Genomic DNA, 19,232 nt, shown 5'->3' on the forward strand with positions numbered 1-19,232 from the left:
CGCCCGCCGGGATCTGTGAGGGGGGCACCGGGCAACCGGTGTCCCTACCTCGACATTCGGTAGCGCACTTATTCTTTGGGAAGCCGCCGATACATATTCGCGATGGTAACAGCAACTTTGGTCAACTGTTCATTCGAGACCTTGCTGTAATCGCCGGCCTGCACGTTCTCAAGGCACTATACAATCGTCTCAAAGTCCTGCTCGAACCCTTTATGGGAAACGGTTCTCATCAGGCAGCCTTGCGCTTCGGCCACTCGTTCGCGTAAGGGCTTGTCACCCAAAATAAGGCAAAGCATCGCCTTCTGGATTTGTTCGGCCGTATGGTTCTTTGTTCTCATTGTGATCTGCGGGTTATTCTTTATTTCCTCAGGTTTCCTTGCTCACGCCCCCTTTGTAAGCACTCAACGAAATACGCTGGGGGGGTACTTATATTATGGCCTAATTCTTTGTATAGATGTTTTTAACGGCTTGTAAAAAGGGTATATCTGCCATTTTCTTTCCTGAAACAAAACAACCATGAAGCTTGAAATCAGAACCATCAATGGTAACTAAATACTGCATATTGACGACTTCGCCACTGTCGTTCACCCAACGTGCTTCAACTAAATAATGGGTATAACGCTCAGGTTCCAAGTCAGAAAGCTTGCCAGCAGTCCAAATCGCGCTTGGGGCCACCACTGCGAAAATTTCGCCAATCGTAACATTGCCTCCCCAAGCCTTTAAGTACCCTCTGGTAACAACTTTCCATCCGTACCGGGTTATGCCAGCTTCAACAAGTTTTTCCCTCTGAGCGCGGTATTCGGCCATCGCTCTTGCGTTCTCCTCTTGATCGCGTTTTGCTTTGGCGGCGGCTTTGGCGGCGGCCACTCTGGCCTGCTCCGCAGCCTCTCGGGCTTTGATTTTGGCCAACCGAAAGGCAATGACTTTTGGTTCACGCTCGACTAAATCAGAATCGAACAACTCCCAAGCCAGCCGGATTGAAAAACGTCCGTCCATTTGTTTAATAACGATGCCCTCATCATTCACATCAACAATTTTCCCAACATAGTTATTGTCGAGTTTTAAATGAAAAGTTCTCGGTTCGTTCTCCGGTAGCGGCGGAAGCGCTACAGTTTTGGTCGGTAATTTGATTACACGGAATACATTCGACAACACAGGCGGATTGTTCGCGGTGATTAAATTGGTTGTTGGGCTATTGGTGAAAGCATTTGTGGCCACGGTGTTATTAACAGCGGAAATTATCGGGGCCTTGGACTCATTTGTTTGGGTGGGAATAGCCACAACCAACTTGGACTCATTTGTTGCAGCGCTAGAGATTGGCTTGGTTGTCACGGACTTTTTTGACTTTCCAGACCACGGATCAATAAAAACAACCGCACCAACCAGTAACGCGAGCAAAAGAGCAATTCCAGAAACCACATATACCTTGCTCGCAAAACGGCCGGCTGATTTTTGAGGATGCTGTGATTGCGAAAGCGGCTCTTCAGAATCTTTACCGGCTGCACCTGACATTTGCATCTCAGCATGAGGCTCAATAGATGCTTCCGCAGAACTACTTGAGGTAGCCTGATAAAATTCCCGTAAAGTAATCCATTCACCACACACCTGAATTTCGGTAAGTAACCCGATCTGGCCGGATTCCAAACGGTTGTCAATTTCCTCCAGCGGAAAGGGGCCTGCTAAACGTCCGCGCCAACGGATTTGGTATGTTTCCTGCTGCACTGGTTGGTTAATACCGGGATTTTTTAGTGAAACAATAGGAGCCTGGACGGCGGATTCAGTTTGGCAATGCGGACAAACAACCTTGGATGGTTTACCATCTACGTTAACCTCAATCTGGGCAGAACAACCGCTGCAAGTGTATTTGACGCGCATTTGAAACCTTTTTGTTCGATGTTACATGCGTTAGATCATATCCGGTGCGATGTGGCCTATTGTGGTTTTGGGCGGTGCCCTACAGAGCTAAAGGTAACGGGGCCGTTTTGTTTCAGAAACGGCTCCCATCCGTATGGCAAATTTAGGGCAGTGGCAATTTGCTTTGCCTTGTTGAATTCGGGAAATGAATCTTCAAAGACGCAAAAGGTTAAGTATACATCGTCCCTAGGTATGGTTTTAAATAAATCCCGTATTCGCGTGCTATCGCCCCCAGCATAGCCACTACCGGGAATAGGGTTGGCAATATCACTACCACCGATAGAGGTCCACTTGATGGACAATTCGTTTTTTCTCATGTCCGCATATCGGCAAGGATAAATGCTCCCATACTGCACGATAACGTAGAACGGGTGCTTTCCAGTCGCGTATTCTTTGGGCAGGCGAAGCGAATGCTGGGATTCATTGATAACCTCGGAGACCTGTTGTTGCAGTGCTTCGGCGCGCTGTTTAAGTCGTTTATTGTTTTCGTTGGCAGCAGAAAGGCTATTTTGCGCTTCCAACTTCCGAGCTTGAACAGTTGCCATCTGTGCGTTTAAAAATTTTAGTCTCTCGGCCGGGGTCCCGTTAGCGGCTGTTGCAAGTTCCTTGTTGTTTTGCGTCACGTCCTCTTTTGCCTGCGTCACGCCTGCCTGCAATTCCTTGCGGGTCGCCAATAAGGTGACTTGCTTTTTCCAGCGTTCATCGTTGGCCTTATTTTGCAATTGCACCGCAAGTTCCTGGGAATGTTGCAAATTAGTCTGCGCAAGGGTCAGTCGGCGATTGAGCATTTCCTGCGTGTCCGATGCGGACTCGGAACGCTTTCCGCGTTCCTTGCTGGTAAGCAGAGTTACCAACACAGCCAGTAATACGATGCCACCAAACGCGTTACACATTGTATCGAGCAACATGTAAAGACTATCGGACGGATGGTTGCGTCGTAATTTCATGGTCTCATAGTCCTATAGCTTTGCGAAAACGTTGCCACCAAGAATCAGTTTTCTGGGCAGGTGGAGCCTCGGCAGGCATAGTGTTTGATGCGTTGTTTACCGTCTGGCGCGGAGTGGCGTTGGTGACTGGGACACTTTGACTGCGGTTGGTTGTGCCATTTTGATTTGATGCTGCAACCGTTGTGTCGGTAGGTGCCGTAGTTTCGTCCAGGGACGGTGGTGTGGAGAAATGAATCTGCCGCCCCTCTTCCAAGGCATCATAGCCAACTTCAAAATTTAGCTTGCGGGCAGTGTTTAGAAGATCTTGAAACAAATCTATCCCCGATGGCCGCACCAGAAACACGACATACTGGTCAAGTTTTTTGGCTGCTTGAAGGTAGTTTTCAAAATCTGACCCAGCATTATATTTGTCGAAACTCTTCCGCTGTTCAGGATGGTCAAAGCGTTCAAGGATGATGCCCGAGCCTGCCACAATCACTAAAATGGGTTCTTTGGTGGAGGCATTTTTATCTGGAATAAGCCAGAGTTGCCCCTCTCGCTGGCGCACTTTTAAGAGTTGCGATTGTACACGCGCAACTTGTTGTTCCAACCTGGCCATTTCTCCGCGCGCTTGAGCTTCGGCTTTTACAAGGGTATCGTTCTCTTCAGTTATTCGTTGAATGGAAGCCTTGAGATCCGTGAGTCCCAGAGCGTTGTCACGGGCCAGGATTGCCGCTTTGCTGCCCGATAACTGCGCAAGGATTGCCGCTTGTTTTTGTTGTGCCTGAGATAGTTCGGTGCGGAGGCGGGCAATATCCGCCTCAAGTTTTTCTACAGCCGGAGCAGTTTCAACCGCAGCAAGCAATTCCTGCAACCGACGGTTTTGAGAGTCGGCATCGAGTTGTTGGCGCAACGTTTCCTGCAATTGTTGCTCGATTTTGAGATCGGCAGGGGAGGCGGAATCGCCAGCCAGCGGCTGCTCCAAATCGGTCGCCAATATCAAAGTGATAAAGACAAGCATGCCGCTCACTGCGGTTATCACATCCGCAAAAGCAAAGAAACTGATTTTCGTATCCAGATTTCTGAGACGACCTCTCATGATTTGGATTCTGGAGTATTGGTTTCCAATGGTGCTGGTTTGCGATCGGCCAAACGGAGTTTGGATACAATGTGCAAATGACAGTAATCATTGCATTCATCGAGAAAGGTCATCTCCCGCTTTTGCTGAAACGTAATGCCCAATTGCAGGATCAATGTAAAGGTCAATGCGACCAGTGTGGCCTCGAACGCCGTGGCAAGACCACTTGTGACGCCTTGAAGCGAATTACGTATCATTGTTATGTCACCACCTGCCTGAAGGGTTTCCGTAAAACGTCCGATGCCTAGACTTAAACCGAGAACGGTTCCGATGAATCCAAGCACTGGAACGGCCCAAACCAACCCGTTTACAATCGTATAGCTTGAAGCGACTTGGTCCTCATCATTTTCCGCCTGCGCGCGGAGAATGGCGGAAACATCGTTAACCTGGCCTATGTTCCTGAAATTGGACAAAGCGCGATCAATCCGGTTTAGCAGGACAAAATGACGAGGATGGTCAACCAGAGCATGAACCCTAGCCAAGACCGTGGCGGCTGTCGTTTCGTTTAGCACGAACTCTGGTTCAACGGGCACGGCTGAGAGCGTCAACGCCCGACGTTGAAACTTCAGTTTAATATTTTTCAGAATGAGAATTGAACTTCCCCAGAACAGGAAGAGGGTGGCTGGAATGACGGCAAACTGGTTGCTGGGACGCATATAGATGGTTGTTACCGGAGCGAGCCACGCAATATGGCTGAAGACAAAAATCACCAAACCATAGAGGATGCCTGACAACAGAGCACCCATCAGAAAGGCCAACAGGTGGTTGACATCCGTGTAACGTCCGCCTTTGAAGCCAAGCCGATTTTCAATATCCTGTTGAGCCCAGGCAAGCAAGACCGGGCGTTGTTCGTTTTTTATATTGCTGGGAAATTGCGCCATAGGATTTTAGTTATAAATATTTATTGTTAGGGTTTCCTTCGATTTCCAAAAACATAGAGAATGGCACCAACCACACATAAGCCAAGGCCAGCAATAATGCCATTTTGGCGATCAGCGATGAGGCCTAAATTATTGACTCTCCCCCCAAGGCCGCTCGGAACACTCTGATCAAACAATAGGAAATAATATCCAGCCAGCAACAAGCCAATGATCAAAACGAGGGTTCCCAAGGTTTTTATGGCCGTTGATTCTGGCCGTACCCCTGGTTCTGCTGGCAGGGTTTCCATGCTAGCGCGTTGTTCCAGCAGCGCGTTTTGCCGCCTTTGTTCATCAAGTTTTTCTTGTTCCAGTTGTTTCGCCACGATTTGGGACTGCCGTTCAGCTTCCTCTTCTGCCAAACGTTGCTCTTCGGCAAGGCGTTCCATTTCCATTTTTTGCAGAGAAACTTGGACTTCAAAGAATGCGCGGAGCGTAATCCATTTACCTTGGTATTGGATTTCGTGAAGCATCCCAATTTCACTTTTTCCCAAACGGCGTTCAATGTCCGCCAAAGAAAATGGTCCCGTCACGCCTCCATGCCACCGTAATGAAAATTTTTGTTCCACGAGCCGTATGATTTCTACCTAGGTTGGATGATAATCGGTGGTGGTTTGTTTGCCTCGACAGCGCCATCAACGATTGTCTTAAACATGGAAGCAGCCGCATTCAAAGCGGCAGCTTTTTCCTGAGCCTTTGCTGCCTCCTTAACCGCCTCGGCAGCAGCTCGGTCTGCTTCAATTCGGCTGCTTATTACAATATATACCAAAGTGCTCACCAGCACCAAGGCAGTAATAATGGCGACATACATTAACTTTGTTGGGGTCTGGCTTCTGTTTGATAATATCGCAACATGTTTATTGTTAGCATGTTGCTCGATTTTCATCAACTCGGTTCGCCGTTTCTCATCTAACAGCAATTCACGTTTTTGCTGTATTGCACGCTCGCTTTCCGCCTGTGCTTTCTCTGCTTGGGAAGCGCGTTCATTTTCAATACGGATTTCCTCCATGACTAGCCGTTGTTGCGCTTGAAAATCCCGAAGTGTAAGCCATCCCCCATCAACGAGTATCTCGTGCAACATGCCAATTTCATTCGTGTCGAGTTTGGTTTTAATGTTTGAAAGCGCATACGTCCCCATTAGTTTTCCACGCCACCGGAGTTGGTATGACTCCTCTATATTTGAGGTTAATGGCGGCACGAGCAGAGATTCCTGAACCCTCGAAGGTGGTGGGTTCCGCTGAAAACTTGCACCATGGCTTGGAGAATTGGGTTTATTCATGGTCTTGTTTGGATGCCCTAATTATTCAGATTAAAGATCCATGGCAAAACGTTTATATATGTCACCGCTTGGGGATTGACCCCGGCGCCTTCAAGAAATTGAGCGCGTGTTTTGGAGAGTTTGTATAAAGGAGACAAGGGCATAGCTTTTTCTGTGAATCCAGACCGCACGTTGGCTCTGCTCCCAAGCAATGTGGGTTGTTTCAGTGTAATGCTGTAGCCCCAAATTTCTTCAGGTACGGCACCATCGGCAAACACCGGCTGGCCATCAAGACCAACAAATCCAACATATTGCAGTCCCCCTTTGGATATTTCGCGCATCAACTGAACCAATCCCGTCGCCTGTTTTGTGTACGAAATATTTTCGACGGAACTGAAGAATCGGTCAAGCCGGTCAGCATAGGCATTTATTTTAGCCGGAACAAACCAATCCCCGCTATTCAAGCCATTGTCAACAATGCTATTAATGGTGTTGTAGTCGGCGGAAATTGCCGGTGCAAACGCCAAGCCCCAGGCTTCAGGTTGAACCCGCATGATTTCCACCAGTCGCAGATATAGGTATGCACGGAAAACAGGGGAGCCAGAGTGGCATTTTTTTAGATTATCAAGGATTTCCAATAGCGGCTTTCGATACGTGGTCTCTCCCCCCATATCCTGCAAACCAATCGAATTATAAGCCGCAGTCTCATTGTTCATTTCTGCTGTCTCAATGCGGTAGATTGGTTGAGTAGGCGTTAATTTGAATTTCCCTTCAAAAACCCCGTATTCAGACACTTTATAAACACAGGCGTTCTTTGAACTGGACGGATCGTATGCGTTGATCGTGTGCCAGCCAGCATCAGAGTTAAGGGTGCCCTCAATAATCCATTCCAATACCTTGGTTCCCTTCTCGTCCAGCCACAATCGTAAGCGCTGATGCCTGCCAATGATCGCAGTATCTTGCTTTATATGATTGAGGAATGCCTGTTCACCCGGAAACACCGTTTCTGGCACGAAGAGCATTGGTTGTTCCTTGTTTAAAAATGCCCATTCACTGGCATTGGTGGCGTTCAGAAGAAATCGCAGCAGCGTTTCTTCATTCGGGCCAATGGCTAGCATGGCCATCGCTGCTTTCACCTGCGGGGCGGTGGAGAACTCGGAGGAAGCCATTAAAGCCAATGCTTCAGAATAGTTGGTCGTGGCGCGCGCTTTTTGCAGATTGAAATACCCGGTATCGAGTTTCTTCAACTCCGTATCGTATGCGCCGTATTTCGTCCGAATCGTCGCCGCTCTTTGCACCAAGTCGCTACGGATTTGAAGACGATTCGTAAACCCTGTTTCACTCTCAGTAATTTGGAACACGCGATTTGATAGGCTGGCAAGCTGGGCGCGCACCTGATCTACGGGAGCCCCATAATCCAAGGCTGCACATTTCGTTTCTGCCAACGCCAGCCATTGTTCAAGCATTTCATTTATGGCTGTGCTTCTTTCGGCAAGGCATTTTTCCCAGCGAATCTCAAACCCTTTGACCCTGGCCGAATGTTCTTCTTTTAAATCTGGAGACAACGCGTCTAAATTAGTGCGTGCCATGGCCAGCAGTTCGTAAATTTTGTTAAGCTCGGTGCCGGCGAGATTGTCCTCAAGTTCCTTTGGCAGTTTAACGGTTATCTCTTCAAAGTTTTTAAATAGATTCCGTTCTTTGCTGACAAAACTTTCGGCGGCAGCGGTAGCGGTGCTGAGCATCCCAAATGCGAACGGTTTTTTGTAGGTTTGCTGCGTCTCAAGCAGTTTCTCGGCGATGCGGACTTGCCGCTGGGTCACCGCTTCATTCAACTGTTTCGCATAGTCACGGGTCCTGAAATAGGCCAGCGTCGCCCATGAGGCTGCTCCAATAATAACCAGACACGCAATGACCCCGGTAATTAATGCGCGTTTGCGTATCAGGGTTCGACGATTTATCTCGGCTTCAAGCAATAACGACCTTTTTTGAAAAGCCGCCGTGGCATCGCTGGCAATGGGACGAGTGAAATCCTGAAGTATGCGCCATACTTTGTGCAGATTCTCGAAGTCCTCTTTCATTTCCACGAGACCGACCTGACGCGCCAGCGTGTCCTTTTCTTCGCTTTGTTGAATCAGATACCGCAGTTCGGCAACTCGCGCCTGAAACTCCCGATCACGGTTGTAGCTTTCCTGTTCGCCTAATGCCCACTCTTTAAGTTGCTCAACTTTTTTTAGCACCTCTGGACTCAACTCCAATGTATGCTCGCTCCGCAACCGTTGGATGAAATCCAATAAGGACAAGGTTTCCATCCAATTCGCTGCCTGCCTTGCGGTTTCACCTTTCTCCAGCAATGTACCACAGCGTATTATTTGGGCATTACGCCATATCTCGCCCTCCGGTTGGTTTTTAAAACCAAAGCCTTCGATGGCTTCAATTTGTGCGACCACAACCTCCGGGTTGCCTGCAGCCAATACATCACCAAGCTGTTGCAGCTTGAGTTGAAGCACTTTGCCATCCAAACGTGTCTGTTCAGCGATTGCGTTTGTATCGCCTGGATTCAACCGGGTGATGCTTTGGAGTGCTTGCAGCGCTTTTTCATCGTTGCGTGCGAAGGCAGCTTTGCGATAAGCCGCATACAGAGGATGATCCGTGGATATTCCCTGCGCGTAACATTCGTTCAGCGTTTGAACCGCACGCGCATCAATTTTATCGGCAACTGGAAGCCCCCGTTGCTGGCAGAAAGTCCGCCAGTCGTCAGACGTACGAAATTCGAGCGCGGTGACACAATCCAGCAGGTTTGGCGCGGTTTCCGCCATTTGGAGCGCCTGTTGAAAATCCCGCGCTTTAACCATCGTCTCGCATTGTTGGAGCCGTAGGTTTATCAAATGGCAGGCCGCAGAAAAATCTTCCGCCAGCTTGGGTGCGATGGACGCATTACCAGGTTCCTGCAAAATCTCGATGATTTTACGTACCAGTCGCTCTATGTCGAGTAGGGTCATGTGGGATGATTCAATCAGTTATTTTTTCTTTTTTTGGTGATTTGAAGTGTCTGGGTTTGAGTGGTTAGTTGGTGGTGGATTTGCTTGCAACACGACATTTGAACGGGGACCGACAGCATTAGAGGCCGATGCATTTGTTGCGGAACCAGTTAGTACTACCCTGTAATTTTGATTCGCTTCGATGATTAACCAACCGACAAAAAGTCCAGTCGTTGTGGGATGAAAGCTGACGGAAAAGTTGACATTGTTATTCAGAGTTAACTCGTCAGGGGAAAGAAGTTTAAAGGCCCCTTCAACATTAGTTTTAGCAGAATTAGTGATTGTTGCTTTTATCTTGATAGGCACCGTTCCTTGATTAGTTATTGTAAAAAGATTAGTAGCATTGGCACCAACAGCAATATCGTTAAATTTTAACGAGGTCATTGGAGCTAACACTTGTGGCAAACCACCACCAGTAACCTTTACAGTATCGGCGCACTCCTTACCAAGGCGATGCACAAAAAACTGATTTGTCCAAATAAGGCGAATCGTCTCCTCGATGTTAGTAGTGCTGGTTGGCATGAAACTAACCGCGACATGGCCGGTCTCACCAGGCCGAAGGCAGAAGTAAGCATCGCCTTGGATGGCGAAGGGCGATTTTGCTTCCACTTTTCCAGCCAAAATCAATCGGTTGGCATTTACAAATTCCAAGTTGGTAGTCACAGCATTACCAACGACAGTGGGATCAAAATTCAGAACTGTTGGTACGATAGCCAATTGAGTTTTCATCCAAGGTTTCGCCCAGACTGTGTATGCACATAGGCAGATGGCTACCACGACCGGAATACTCATGACCAACATTTGAATAGTCTGGTGTCGTTTTGCGCGCCGCTCTTGTTCGTTTTTCGCCGCCAGCCGCTGGCGCTGAGCCTCAATTTCCTGCTCGGTTTTAATGTAGCCTGGCCCATGCTTCACCGGAGTTGGCGAGACAGCCAATGCTGGTCGCGGCGAAAGCCTCACCGGCTGATGAATCTCGAGTTCAATAATCTGGCTGTTTTTTGCGCCAATAGAGTTATAAGCTTGGACCGTATAGCGTTTGGCCCGGCCTTTGGGTTGCTCGTCCAGAGTTGGCCCGGAACGTCCAACCATTGCAACCGGTTTTCCCTGCTCGATTTCAAACCAGCTAAAACTTGGGTATGGTATTCCATCCGCTTTGGCCTCAAGGTGTACAAAATCACCTTCCGTAATGAAACTTTTGTTCAGCCTGATCTCAACATGGCTTGGGGCTTGCCAGCCTTTTTGGGCAAAAGATTGCTCTTCCGAATTACCTGGGGCAGCGCGAAGACTGGCCAGAGGCGGGCTAACATTTCCGCCGAACTTGGCAAAAGCGGGGTTGTCCCGATGCACAAAGCGCCAGCGGAAGTCGGTGGGATTGTCCTGCTCCTGCATGGATGTTGTCAGCGTATATTGCCAGGATGCCATTTTAAAGTCGCCGCGGGAATCCCTGAGTTCCAACAATTCCATGCTTTCACCCAACAATGTGAGCAGATCACTTTCCCCAACTCCGTCAGCACAAAAGCACGTGCCAGGTTTTGTTTCCAACAGCGCATACCCATTAGCCGCGTCACCCGTCAGGTGTCGCCACGCTTTCCCCGGTAGGCAGGTCGTTCTCACTAGCGAATTAAGATTGCCCCAGTTCTCATTACTCAACTGTTGAGGCTCACGATTCCAGGATGTCAACCAGCCGGACCAGTCCCGCAAAATGACGGCAGGGGTGGAAAGTTGGCCGATTTCCTCGGGACTAAACGCAAGGTGATGCGCGATGAAATTGGTGCGCCCTGAGTAATCCAATCCGGCATCCTGAATCCGACTCAACACATGATAGCGGCTGCCACGAATATCAACGGTACGATAGGCAAAGATCGGACGGTCTTTTCCCCCGCTCAGGGAAAGGTGATGATAATAACTGAGCTGCTCCAAGCGCAGCATGAGTGCGTCTCGCATGGCGGCACTGCGCGCGACAGTGCAATAGCCAGAGCGTCCGGACACCAAACCCCGAGGTGCGCTGGTATATATGAGTTGTTGAGGCATTTTCAGTTGGGCTGGGAAGGATGCCCAGAGACAGATTGATGGTTTGGTTCGGTTGGCAAAACGTTGGGACAAAGCTGTGAAAGAATCCAAAGCAGTGGAATTTCGACATGGATGGGTTCCAATCTGGCCGGGTCAGGGACATACTCTCCAGGGCCGCTTTTAATAGGCGTATGGCCGAAGGAACTGGCGGCAAAAAAGGCGATGTTTTCGCTGAGTGTTTCCGCGTTGGCGACAACGGAAGGGCAGATCTCGCGCATGAGCGACCGAACTCGGTCAGAATTACTTTGGAGAACCCCAAGGTTTAATTTCCCGTTTTGAATGGGGTTTTCGATGGGTGACCCATTAAACAAGTGCGACCACGCATCGCATTTCCCGACGACGAAGGCAACCGGAGTTTGAATTTTCGCGCCAAACCGCAGGTTGCGTAGCGCGCAGATTCGGGTGCGCATTTCTGATAGGATGATATCCTGTTGATCAACGATGGGCTTTTCGAGTTGCGGGTCCTTTGTGCTCTGCATTCGGCGGCGGAATTCAGGACTGTTGAACGGGTCAAAAAGATAAACAATGCCAGCCGCACTGGCCACATGTTGCGCCCCGGGTTGTTCCACCACGTTTACGCCTGGCTGGAAATGTTCACCGGCGTTATCGTAGAAGATCAGCGCGCACCGATCTTCTTCCTGCGCGGCTGGCGACATTGTGTACACAAACGGTCGAGGCAAAGCAACCATACGGCCTTGTCGCGGCAGGCGTTCGTACATGGCCCCTTCAAATACGGTCTTGGCAAGTTTAGCCTGTCCAGGTGTTTGGGCGCCAAACAAAGCTTTTCGCATGTCGTTAACCGGTGCATTTCCTGTTGGATCACTATCTTGGAAAAATACGCCAAATTGACTGTAAAGGGTGGCTGGCAGAACTTTTGTGAGGACACTGAGATAATAGGACTTTCCGGCACTTGCATCACCCACAATGGAAATAATATGGTGCGGTATCTCCATAAAACCGGGCGGCAGCTTACGCCGACAATGCGGGCAAGCCACGTCCGAACACGGCAAGCTCATGGCATCCAGAGCCTGTCCAGAATTGTTGAATCGGGTTGCCAAAAACCGTTGTTGTGCGTCTTCACCAAGAACCGGATCACCACGCAATGAATCATGTACTGCTATGCTCATGATGACACTGCTGTCAAAGTGCAACCAGCAAACCGGACAGGTGAGTTCACCATCAGGATTTACCGCCGAAGCAATTGATTCCGGCGTGGATGGCAAACCGTCGTCTCCGGATTGTATGCTCAACGTAGACGGCTGGATTGCTTCATCAGTAGTTGTTCCATCTATAAAAAACTCACCCTGACAGATGGGACAAGTAACCGACTGTCCTGCGTAACTCTCATCCACTGCGAGCTTTTGACTACATAGCGGACATGAAATATTAAATTCCATAACCCTCAACACCTAATTTCATTAAATAATTCTTAGTGAATTCTCAAAAAGTAAAACCGACTCGCGAATTTCTATTTAATTGCATATGTAAGAGCCTATGGCAGGTGTAATAGATGCGCAAGTATAATGTACTCTTTTTTCAACGCACGCGCGCATGACTGAAGGGCGCATCGGTTTAGCTTCGCAACCAACTTGCCCTTGTTCAATTTTTATTTGGCGAATAGAATAAACGTCTGAGCAATAAATCAGTTTTCTTACGCTCCATATTAATTCACTCGCACGTCTGGTTTGAACCATGGCCGCAGCAACCGACATAGGAACAGCCACCAGCCACTTCAGAAACGACCGCTTGGATTCATCCATGTTCAGTTTCATACGCAAACCATACTACCAGGGGAGTGCCAATTACGGACCCTGGGTACTTTTTTATTGAGAATTTTTTACGGTCTGCTATCAATCTCCCAACGCACAGTCCATCAAGTCTTTATGAAGAATACGAAAAACGTACGCTATACCCGGCCACCCTGGGAACGGATGATGCAGATCCATGAAAAGATTCAGCAGGGGGAATATCCTAATTGTGTGCAGATGGCCAGGGAGATGGAGGTATCCTTGCGAACCATGAAGCGCGACGTGCAATTCATGAAGGATCGGCTGCATTTACCGATTGAGTATGATGCAGTCAAATATGGGTTCTATTACACGCAGTCAGTAGATCAGTTTCCCCGGGTCGAGATCAGTGAGGCGGAAATGTTTGCTATGCTAGTCGCGCACAAAGCCATTGCCCAATACCACGGGACACCTTTTCAACAACCGCTGGAAATGGCTTTTCAAAAGATCACGGGACAACTTAATCAGCAGGAAGGGTACTCGCTGGATAACTTTGGTGCTGCCCTGTCATTCCGTCCCTTTGCTCCGGAAGACGCTGATTTGAACGCCTTCCAGATCATCACCCGTGCATTAAGGGAGCGGCGGGCACTAAAGTTCAGGTATAAGAACCTGGGAGCTAAAACTGTACAGGAACGGCTGACCCATCCTTACCATCTCGCCTGCATTGAGAATCATTGGTATCTGTTCGCCTTTGATGTCAATCGGCAGGCTATCCGAACTTTTGCCTTGGGCCGATTGACACAGCCGAAGTTGTTGTCAGCCCGGTTCAAGATGCCCAAGCAATTTGATGCCGATGAATACCTGCGCGGTAGCTTCTCGGTGTATAAAGGGCATGATGATTACGAGGTGGTGATTGAGTTTGATGCTTGGGCGACGGACCTGATACGTGGCCGGCATTGGCACTCTAGTCAACAGTTCCAGGAATTACCGGGGAGTGGGTCTCGATTGACTATGCGCTTAAACAGCATCGAGGAGATTGATCGTTGGGTATTGGGCTGGGGAACACATGCGACGGTAGTTCGACCAAAGGCTGTGCAGGAACGTATTCGCTCCATGGCACAAGACCTGTTGCAACGATATAAATGAGTCCCCTCTGCTGTAGATACGATTAGGCAGGTCAATTTAAACAGAGCGTGGCGCACTGGGTGTTCACATCGATTTTTTGAAGGTGGCCGCCCCATATGCCATCTTAATTTAACATTGACGCACCGGCGCAACTGACTATGTTTAGCATCATGAAACCAAGATTTGCTGCGGTAATGGTGCTCCTTGCCGTCGTGGTTGTTGCTTCGGCTCAAACCGCCCCGCCTCGTATTCCAAACCGAACGAATCTGAGCCAGCGAGAAAGTGATATTTTGCAAGCCCAGCGCAACTACCGCGAAGCTCAAACCCGCGTGAGTAAGGCAAAGAAGGACTACGAGGTGAGCGTTGCATCGTCTAGCTTGAAGATGGCAGAAAGCAGCCTCCAAAGCGCAGAGAATAGACTGGAAGCTGAGCGCAAAAACTATGACAGGGCAATGGAGACTTACAACCGGGATGTGGAAGCCTATCAAAAAAAACAGGAAGCCAAATTCAAGAAACGCTGAGCTTAAGGTCGTCAAACTCAGGTTGCGCTCGCAGCATGTGGTTTATCGCAAACGACACGCACTTTATTACAGGCAACGCATGAATCTCCTCAGTCGCTGACTATCTAGCTGATCACAACACACTATGGCTATGGCTCCGACTACCGCTTGCAGGTTGGGTGGGGACGTGTTCAGGGAAGAGTAGGGGAGTGGTGATACTGGTGCATAAACGACAGCCGCAGTAAGCAACAGGGGTTTATGAAGTCCTTGACGATGATTTTGCTTCATCGTATCCAGTCCCGCATTGCTTTATTTAAATGACCGCTAGTGTGACAACGTCTGGACATCAATAGCCAAGCGAGACTGATTTAGTGCCAATTTTGTTTTGGGCCAAGGTGTTAAACATGGCTACATTTCGCCACTCGGTCCACTCATCGCTAATACAACCCCATTTAGCTCTCCAGTGCCAAATGGCAGGCTTGCACCCACGAAAGGTCTGTTTGATCTCAAAGGTATCTGGCTTCCTTTCTGATACCCAATTGATGGTAAAACGGCCTTCTTTAAATTCAACGTCAATAGTCTTGATAACATCACGGAAGATCTCTCTAGCTTTGAGTCTGTTTAATTTTCCCTCAAGCATGTTATTGATGAATTCTGCCCACTCTTCTCCAATAGATTCAACCTTGATGCCCTGCAAATCTATCTTTTCAAGGGATTGGGTGATTAATTTTTGCTGCTCTTGCATTTCCCTGTACTGGGTCTTGAAGTCATCAGAATCAGGAAATTCAACCAACAGCTTTGCAATATTCTGGCTCTTGCGTTTAGCCTCTGCCAGTTGTGCTTTCAGGGTCACAGAGGCATCATTGGCGACCAAGGGGTCTTGAGATGGTAGGAAGGGGGCAAACTGTTCTAGCGCGAAAATGCATGTCCCAAGAATCACCTTTTCTATTACAGCGTAGTTGATGACACCAGCCTTACAGGACTTTGTTTCGTGAAACTTGCTGCAAGTCAGATAGCCATGTTTTCCCTTAGTGGTATAGACCATAGTGGAGTGGCAATGGTGGCATATTGTTATCCTGCTGAAAATGTTATTGACGCAAATAACCCCCCGTGTTCCAAAATGTTTTCTGCGCGAAATCTTGTCCTGTATAACCTTGACCTTATCTTTGGGGACAATCACTGGCAGGATGTTTTCAACCAGTGGACCCTCGTTTATCTTTTTGCCATTGATTTTGCGGCGAGACTGGTAGGCTCCATACACCGTAGGAGAGCTTAAGACATGCTTGACCGTTGATATATTCCAGTTGGTTGGCTTTCCCTTGGATGTTCTGTAGGTTGGCGTATTGGTTTTAATTAGATTCGCTGCGATAGTCCTAATACCCATCCCATTATTGCACATCTCAAAAATATCCCTTACCACCTTCTCTGCCTCTGGTATGCGAATGAGCGCATTGGTGTTCTTGTCCCTCTTGAGCCAGAAGGGGAGCTTGCCAAACCTGTCCTTGCCTTTAATGATGTCCTGTCGCCTTTCCTCCCATGCGTCCAAAAGGCGGTCTGACTTTTTATTATCCTCTTGGTGGGCCAACATTGCTTTCAGAATCGTTGGCAGGAAGACGTTTGGCTCAAAGAAATTCTTCTCGGTGATAATCTTGCCGTCTTTCACAGTCACGATAGAGACGCCCTTCTTGACGATTTCTAGCAGGAAGTTGCCAGCAGTTAATGGATTCTCCCTGCTTATTCTATCCTCATCCTCCACCAAAAGGTAATCCCCAGCAGTCAAAACCTTAACAAGCTCTCCCAGTGCGTTCTTCTTGTTCTTGCCCTTCCAAGCACTAACGCCCTTGTCTATGTACTTTTCAACGAGGGTTAGGCCATTTTTGGCGCAATACGCCTTAGCGGCATCATCTTGGCGACGTTCTGAGGCACCCCACTCTTGCGGTGGACTGCTGAACCTGACGTAGTTGTATGCTCGTTTCATAGCAAAGCAAACCTACCATAAATGTATAGGTCATACAACACAAATATTCACGAATATCTGAACTACCTCGCACCCGATGCCGAGGCCGCGTTGCAATGCGCGGTACGGACCGCCGCTGGTGGACATGTGAGCGCCAAATTTCATACCGGCAAGATGCCGCAGAAAACCGGAATGACAAGTTTTGCTCGCCTCGCGAGCAGTTATTGGGTTTCCTGTGGGCATGAAATGGTCGCGGTACTGGCTTTGGCTGCTGCTCATTCCGATTGTTGGGATCGGATTGAGCCGGCTGCGCTTGGGTACGGACGTGCTCGATCTGCTGCCGCCGACGGAAATCCCCGTGCAAGGGCTGAAATTGTATCAGCAGCATTTCGCCAATGCGCGAGAACTCATGGTGACCGTCAAAGCTCCCACTGCCGAGCAGGCGGAGGCGGTGGCCCGAACCGTCGCGCTACGGCTGCGCGCGGCCACGAACCTGGCGGCCAGCGTGATGTGGCAGCCGCCTTGGATGGAGCACCCGGAGGAGATGGCGGAGATTCTTGCCTTCATGCGCTTGAACCAGGAGCCTGCGGCCTTTGCCGAACTGACCAACCGCCTGGCGCCCGGCAACCTGAAAGCGGTGCTGGCCAATTCCCGCGAGGTGCTGGCCACGTCGTTTTCCCCCATGGACATCGCCCGGCGCGCGTTTGATCCGTACGATCTGATTCATCTGCCCGGCACGAATGGGTTCGGCGGCGCCTCTTTCGAGAATTCGCAGGCGATGTTTGCTTCCGCCGAGGGTACGTTCCGCGTGCTGTACGTGCAGGCGAGTCAGGACCTGACGAGTTACCAGGCGTGCGAACCGTGGCTGGCGGCGGTACGTGAGCTGGTGGGGAACTTGCGGGCCAGTCAATCGGATTGGCAAGGGGTGACCATCCGCTTTACCGGGCGTCCGGCGTTTGTCACGGAGATTGCGGGCAGTATGCAGCGGGATATGAGCGGCTCGGTGATCGGGACGGCGCTGCTGATCGGCATTCTGTTCTGGCTGGCGCACCGGCGGCTGATGCCCATGCTCTGGTTGTTGGTGCTGCTGGCGTTGATCTTGGTCAGCACCCTGGCCGTCGGTAGCCTGGTGCTGGGAAGTATTAGCGTCGTCAGCATGGGGTTCGCCGCGATTCTCCTGGGGCTCGCGGTGGATTACGCGGTGGTCCATTACCAGGAAGCGCTGGCGCATCCACACGCCACAATACCAGAGATTCGCCGGGCGATTGCGCCCAGCATCATTTGGGCGGCGGTGACCACCATCAGCGCGTTTCTGGTGCTGAACTTCGGGGGGTTGCCTGGCCTGGCGCAGCTTGGGTCGCTCGTCGCCATTGGCGTGGCGCTGGCCGCGCTGGTGATGGTGTTTGCTTATCTGCCACCGCTGTTTCCTCATCGGCTTAAGCCGCCGTCCGAACCGGCCGGCGCTCCTCGGCGCAATCCTTTTGCCACGGCCGAGGTGCCGAGCGATTCCGCGCTGCCCGATTATTCGAGACGGGTGCTGGCGATTACGGCGGTGTTGCTGGTGACGTGTGCCATCGTGGTGGTGGTCAAGCATCCGGTGCTGGATAAAAGCGCCGATCCATTGCGCCCAATGGAGAGTGAAGCGGAGGCGGCGCTTGAAGAGATGCAGGCGGCGTTGGGCGTTCCCAAGGATCCGCTGTGGATTATTGTCGCCGGCGCGGACGAACGCGACGTCGCTCAGCGGCTGCAAAAAACCGAGACCTTCCTGAATGAGGCGCAAGCGCGGCAGGACATCGGCGGGTATCTATTGCCCTCAATGTTGTGGCCGCGTCCGGATTGCCAGGCGTCCAACCAGGCCGCCGCGCGCGTGTTGGCGAGCCGGGGACCGTTGTTTACGGCGACGGCCTTGCAGGAGGGCTTCTCCACCAACGCCTTGTTTCTCACGGCGGAAATGCTGCGCACCTTTACCCGCCTGGATGGCGCGACTGGTGTGCTCTGGCCCACCAACGCCACGAGCCAATGGCTGCTGAAACGGTTTGTGGCTCATCCGACAAACGAATGGCTGGTGCTGGGGCTGGTGTATCCCGCCACCAACCAAGTGGCTGGCGCGGCGCGGCTGGATCTGTTGTCCCGGTTGCCGGACCAGAAGGTCTGGTTGTCCGGCTGGCAGTTACTGGGCGCGGCCACGTTGAACAAAGTACGCCAAAATCTCTGGCAGTTGGTGTTGCCGATGGTGCTGTTGGTGCTGGCCTCGCTCCTGTTCGCGTTCCGGCGGCTTACGGAAGTGCTGCTGGGCATCGCGGTGATCCTGCTAAGTGGCCTCTGCCTGCTGGCCACGATGGGGCTGGCTGGTTGGTCTTGGAATCTGCTCAACCTGATGGCGCTGCCGCTCATCCTCGGTACTGGCGTGGATTACTGCATCTTCATGCAGCTCGCCTTGCGACGTTATCACGGCAGCCTGATCCAGGCCCGGCGCTCGGTGGGCCGTGCGTTGATGCTATGCGGGGCTACGGCGGTGGCCGGGTTTGGTTCCCTGGCGTGGTCCGGCAACGCCGGGATGGCCAGTCTGGGCAAAGTCTGCGCCGTCGGCATCGGCGCCAATATGCTGATCTCCGTTTTCCTGCTGCCGACCTGGTGGGCCAAGTTGACCGGGAAGAAATAG

14 protein-coding genes are annotated in these 19,232 nt (G+C 50.5%); 4 read left to right on the forward strand and 10 right to left on the reverse strand.

Annotated features, from left to right (window positions below; translation table 11 throughout):
* Positions 1-266, forward strand: a 266-nt coding sequence (locus tag WCO56_11215; protein MEI7730133.1) for a hypothetical protein, incomplete at its 5' end; no start/stop codon positions are given.
* A 172-nt stretch (positions 267-438) separates the two neighbouring features.
* Here the strand turns inward: WCO56_11215 and WCO56_11220 are convergent.
* Genes WCO56_11220 through WCO56_11260 form a run of 9 tightly spaced genes read right to left on the reverse strand, consistent with a single transcriptional unit; the run spans position 439 to position 12,658 of the window.
* Positions 439-1,875: a hypothetical protein gene (locus WCO56_11220; GenBank protein MEI7730134.1), complete on the reverse strand. Its 1,437-nt coding sequence runs from the start codon at positions 1,873-1,875 to the stop codon at positions 439-441.
* 56 nt (positions 1,876-1,931) lie between these two features.
* Positions 1,932-2,861 (reverse strand): hypothetical protein, encoded by a 930-nt coding sequence (locus tag WCO56_11225; GenBank protein ID MEI7730135.1) that lies wholly within the window; start codon positions 2,859-2,861, stop codon positions 1,932-1,934.
* A gap of 4 nt (positions 2,862-2,865) precedes the next feature.
* Positions 2,866-3,939 carry a hypothetical protein gene (locus WCO56_11230; protein MEI7730136.1) on the reverse strand — a complete coding sequence of 358 codons (1,074 nt, stop codon included), beginning with the start codon at positions 3,937-3,939 and terminating at the stop codon, positions 2,866-2,868.
* Complete coding sequence (locus WCO56_11235; protein ID MEI7730137.1) at positions 3,936-4,859, reverse strand: MotA/TolQ/ExbB proton channel family protein; 924 nt, start codon at positions 4,857-4,859, stop codon at positions 3,936-3,938. The genes WCO56_11230 and WCO56_11235 overlap by 4 nt, the downstream gene beginning before the upstream one ends.
* 26 nt (positions 4,860-4,885) lie before the next feature.
* Positions 4,886-5,464 (reverse strand): hypothetical protein, encoded by a 579-nt coding sequence (locus tag WCO56_11240; GenBank protein MEI7730138.1) that lies wholly within the window; start codon positions 5,462-5,464, stop codon positions 4,886-4,888.
* Positions 5,465-5,478: 14 nt separating this feature from the next.
* Complete coding sequence (locus WCO56_11245) at positions 5,479-6,174, reverse strand: hypothetical protein (GenBank protein MEI7730139.1); 696 nt, start codon at positions 6,172-6,174, stop codon at positions 5,479-5,481.
* 17 nt (positions 6,175-6,191) lie between these two features.
* The gene (locus WCO56_11250) at positions 6,192-9,152 is read right to left on the reverse strand and encodes a hypothetical protein (protein MEI7730140.1); all 2,961 of its coding nucleotides are present in this window, start codon (positions 9,150-9,152) and stop codon (positions 6,192-6,194) included.
* Positions 9,153-9,170: 18 nt separating this feature from the next.
* On the reverse strand, positions 9,171-11,222 hold the full coding sequence (locus WCO56_11255) for a choice-of-anchor D domain-containing protein (protein MEI7730141.1): 2,052 nt from the start codon (positions 11,220-11,222) through the stop codon (positions 9,171-9,173).
* A 2-nt stretch (positions 11,223-11,224) separates the two neighbouring features.
* Positions 11,225-12,658 carry a hypothetical protein gene (locus WCO56_11260; protein MEI7730142.1) on the reverse strand — a complete coding sequence of 478 codons (1,434 nt, stop codon included), beginning with the start codon at positions 12,656-12,658 and terminating at the stop codon, positions 11,225-11,227.
* A 486-nt stretch (positions 12,659-13,144) separates the two neighbouring features.
* Here WCO56_11260 and WCO56_11265 point away from each other — a divergent pair, with 486 nt between their 5' ends.
* On the forward strand, positions 13,145-14,134 hold the full coding sequence (locus tag WCO56_11265) for a WYL domain-containing protein (protein ID MEI7730143.1): 990 nt from the start codon (positions 13,145-13,147) through the stop codon (positions 14,132-14,134).
* A gap of 137 nt (positions 14,135-14,271) precedes the next feature.
* The gene (locus WCO56_11270) at positions 14,272-14,634 is read left to right on the forward strand and encodes a hypothetical protein (GenBank protein ID MEI7730144.1); all 363 of its coding nucleotides are present in this window, start codon (positions 14,272-14,274) and stop codon (positions 14,632-14,634) included.
* Between the two features lie 325 nt (positions 14,635-14,959).
* Here the strand turns inward: WCO56_11270 and WCO56_11275 are convergent, their stop codons facing one another.
* The gene (locus tag WCO56_11275; protein MEI7730145.1) at positions 14,960-16,591 is read right to left on the reverse strand and encodes a recombinase family protein; all 1,632 of its coding nucleotides are present in this window, start codon (positions 16,589-16,591) and stop codon (positions 14,960-14,962) included.
* A 220-nt stretch (positions 16,592-16,811) separates the two neighbouring features.
* On the opposite strand from WCO56_11275, the gene WCO56_11280 reads away from it, so the two are divergent.
* Entirely contained in the window at positions 16,812-19,232 is a 2,421-nt protein-coding gene (locus tag WCO56_11280) for an MMPL family transporter (GenBank protein ID MEI7730146.1), read from the forward strand.

It is taken from the genome of Verrucomicrobiota bacterium (assembly GCA_037139415.1).
In the GTDB taxonomy this organism is placed as follows: Bacteria; Verrucomicrobiota; Verrucomicrobiia; order Limisphaerales; family Fontisphaeraceae; genus JBAXGN01.

Coding starts and splice junctions, on each gene's coding strand:
- WCO56_11220 (MEI7730134.1), bottom strand. CDS start 1,875: ATGCGCGTCAAATACACTTGCAGCGGTTGTTCTGCCCAGATTGAGGTT.
- WCO56_11225 (MEI7730135.1), bottom strand. CDS start 2,861: ATGAAATTACGACGCAACCATCCGTCCGATAGTCTTTACATGTTGCTC.
- WCO56_11230 (MEI7730136.1), bottom strand. CDS start 3,939: ATGAGAGGTCGTCTCAGAAATCTGGATACGAAAATCAGTTTCTTTGCT.
- WCO56_11235 (MEI7730137.1), bottom strand. CDS start 4,859: ATGGCGCAATTTCCCAGCAATATAAAAAACGAACAACGCCCGGTCTTG.
- WCO56_11245 (MEI7730139.1), bottom strand. CDS start 6,174: ATGAATAAACCCAATTCTCCAAGCCATGGTGCAAGTTTTCAGCGGAAC.
- WCO56_11250 (MEI7730140.1), bottom strand. CDS start 9,152: ATGACCCTACTCGACATAGAGCGACTGGTACGTAAAATCATCGAGATT.
- WCO56_11255 (MEI7730141.1), bottom strand. CDS start 11,222: ATGCCTCAACAACTCATATATACCAGCGCACCTCGGGGTTTGGTGTCC.
- WCO56_11260 (MEI7730142.1), bottom strand. CDS start 12,658: ATGGAATTTAATATTTCATGTCCGCTATGTAGTCAAAAGCTCGCAGTG.
- WCO56_11265 (MEI7730143.1), top strand. CDS start 13,145: ATGAAGAATACGAAAAACGTACGCTATACCCGGCCACCCTGGGAACGG.
- WCO56_11270 (MEI7730144.1), top strand. CDS start 14,272: ATGTTTAGCATCATGAAACCAAGATTTGCTGCGGTAATGGTGCTCCTT.
- WCO56_11275 (MEI7730145.1), bottom strand. CDS start 16,591: ATGAAACGAGCATACAACTACGTCAGGTTCAGCAGTCCACCGCAAGAG.
- WCO56_11280 (MEI7730146.1), top strand. CDS start 16,812: ATGAAATGGTCGCGGTACTGGCTTTGGCTGCTGCTCATTCCGATTGTT.